Consider the following 2,416-nt stretch of genomic DNA (forward strand, 5'->3'; position numbering starts at 1 on the left):
GTTGACCTCCTCTGGCCGAAGCGCCCGCCATCGGTTGCCGTCCTTCCACGCGAGAAGCCTGGAATGAGGGCCTCGAGTTTTGAGCGAGCGGATTGCGGCGGCCAGATCTGGGTCGTCCGGTCGCGACGGCCAGTCCATCGCCGACTTGCCCACAAACTCCAGCACCACGGTGTCTGCCGAAACATGGGCGTCTGAACCCTCGGGCGTGGTGAGACCTTTGCTGCCGTGGAGCTGTGCATAGCGCTCGCTGCCCACTCGCAGATAAGCGCTATCCAACAGACGAAACGCCACCGCCAGAGCACGGTCGCGCGTACCTGGCTCGCCACGGAGATCGCGGGTCACCCGGGCGCGAGCGCGAGGCAATCTCTCTGCCAACTCAAGCGCTCTGTCGTATTTCGCCCGCGCACGCGATCGCTGCCACTGCTCGTGATAGAGGTACTGGCGCCGCCCGCTGGCGTCTGTTCCGCACGCTTGGATGTGGCCGTTGCGATAGGGCGAAATCCACACATCGGTCCAGGCCGGTGGGATAGCGAGAGCATCGACGCGCTCGCGCTCATCGGGGCTGGTCACGGCCCGACCGCTCTCGTCGAGCAATGAGTATCCCGTGCCGCGCCGACGGCGGGTCCACCCCGGGTGCGACGGGTTTGTGGTTCTCAGCCGCGGCATCCTGATCCCCTGCCTTCTGACCCACGCTGCGCGGCGCGATGCCTCGCAGGGCCGCGCTGTGATGCTCTGGCTGTCATGCGCCGAGTTGCCCGACGGCGTGGGCGATCACGAGGGCGAGCATGACGAACCCCCCGAGCGATTGCACCATGAGCAACGCTTTGGCCCTCGGCGATAGCGGCATGGCCGCGCCAGGGCTGAACGCCATTGAGCACACTCCAGACTCATAGAGGTAATCGGCAAACGAGGGAGTCCAGTTGATCGCGGCCGACGATCTGGCAGCGACCTCGGTGATGGCGTCATGATCCTCGTCCTGCGCGAAGCGAAAGTCGGCAAGAGGCAAGTTCGATCGCTCGTTAGTGAAGCGGGTTACGGGGCCGCCGCGATCAAGCTCCCAGTAGACCAGGGCGAACGCCACAACATTCGTGACCCACACCTGCACCGCAGCCAGCAAAAGGGACGGGCCATCCTGCTGCCCCGTCGTCACCAATAGGGCGATCACCTGAATGAGGGCGAGCACATTGGCTCCCGCGAGAGTGAGTGCGAGCCCCACAGAGAGACGCCGCGACCAGGAGGTCTGCTTGGTGAGGCGCACCGGGTTGAGCAGAACAACGGGAAGAAGCATGGCAACGCCCGCAATGATGATGGCGATTCGCACCGGAGTCGCCATGACATCGGTGGGGAGAAAGGCATAGCTCGCGAGCACAACAACCACGCTGATCGCCGGGGGCCAGCGGTGCTCTGCCCTGCCGCTTCGCTTGATCACCCTGTCATTGCGAGCATCGATGTCGGGCTCGCGTTCGCGCGACCGTGTCGTCTTGGACATGATTTTCTCCCGGTCTTCCAGGTTGCTCGCCCCGGGCCGGGCCGAGCAACACTCTGATGTATACCCGGAATCAGTCGAGAGTGAACAGCCTGTCGTCTCCCGGCTCAAGCCGAGTCAGCGAATCCGGGGCAGGAAAACCGAGGGGAAAGAACACCTGCGGAGCCCCGACGGCGCCGAAATCGTCCTTCTTAACCGTGATGCTCGTCGGCGTGACCTCGGCGATGCGCACTCTCAGGTCGCTGCCGTCGTCGAGGGTGAGCACGTAGAGGTCGGCGAGATAACCGATGCCGAGCTCGTCGAGCGTCTCTTCAGCGACGAGCCATTCAACGGGGTCCGTGCGCTCTCGTCCGAGCAGATCGACGACGACGAACCCATCGCCGCGCGGAATCATCCAGCCCACCAGCTCACCGTCACCTCGGCGATGCTCAATCCACTCGTCGCCCGCCATGAAAGGCCACGTTAGCAATCAGGTTGCGCGTTGCGTTAGCGATACCGAGCGAACCACTCCGCGAAGTCCGCCCCCGTGTGCCCCTGCGAGATGAGAAGAGCGGCGAGAATGCGGGCTTGGAACGGGTTGAGATCGCCAGAGACGACGGCTCCTGACGCAACCAGGTCGATGCCGCCACCGTTTCCGTAGGTGGGAACGACAGGTCCCCACGGCACGCGGGTCGAGAGCACGACGGGCTTGGCAGAATCCGCAATCGCTTCGGCAAATCCCGGGCCGGCATTGCCCACTCCCGAACCGGCGATGACGACCCCGTCCGCGCGCTCGAGTGCGGCCGTGAGCAGCGTCGATTCCGCGCCGACATAGGTGGTGACGATATCGACGACGGTGCTGTCGAATTGGAGGGTGGGCAGGTCAAGCGGTGTGTGGTTGCCGAGCACGGCGGCGGGAACGAGCTCTTCTCCCGCAAAGTGCGCGACCTC

General features: G+C 64.6%; 4 protein-coding genes. All 4 read right to left on the reverse strand.

Translation table 11 applies throughout. The features are described 5' to 3' along the window. Nucleotides 1-666: DNA topoisomerase IB (locus AC062T_RS11730; RefSeq protein WP_476030231.1), on the reverse strand; the 666-nt coding region annotated here is incomplete at its 3' end. 73 nt (nucleotides 667-739) lie between these two features. Next, the gene (locus AC062T_RS11735; protein WP_476030233.1) at nucleotides 740-1,489 is read right to left on the reverse strand and encodes a hypothetical protein; all 750 of its coding nucleotides are present in this window, start codon (nucleotides 1,487-1,489) and stop codon (nucleotides 740-742) included. Nucleotides 1,490-1,559: 70 nt separating this feature from the next. Further along, nucleotides 1,560-1,937 carry a hypothetical protein gene (locus AC062T_RS11740; RefSeq protein WP_476030235.1) on the reverse strand — a complete coding sequence of 126 codons (378 nt, stop codon included), beginning with the start codon at nucleotides 1,935-1,937 and terminating at the stop codon, nucleotides 1,560-1,562. 35 nt (nucleotides 1,938-1,972) lie between these two features. After that, the coding region (locus AC062T_RS11745; protein WP_476030237.1) for an L-asparaginase family protein at nucleotides 1,973-2,416 on the reverse strand (444 nt) is incomplete at its 5' end.

Source organism: Homoserinimonas sp. (assembly GCF_056262345.1).

What these genes read in the sequence shown, in the direction of transcription:
- AC062T_RS11740 (WP_476030235.1), bottom strand. Translation starts at nt 1,937, where the DNA reads ATGGCGGGCGACGAGTGGATTGAGCATCGCCGAGGTGACGGTGAGCTG.
- AC062T_RS11735 (WP_476030233.1), bottom strand. Translation starts at nt 1,489, where the DNA reads ATGTCCAAGACGACACGGTCGCGCGAACGCGAGCCCGACATCGATGCT.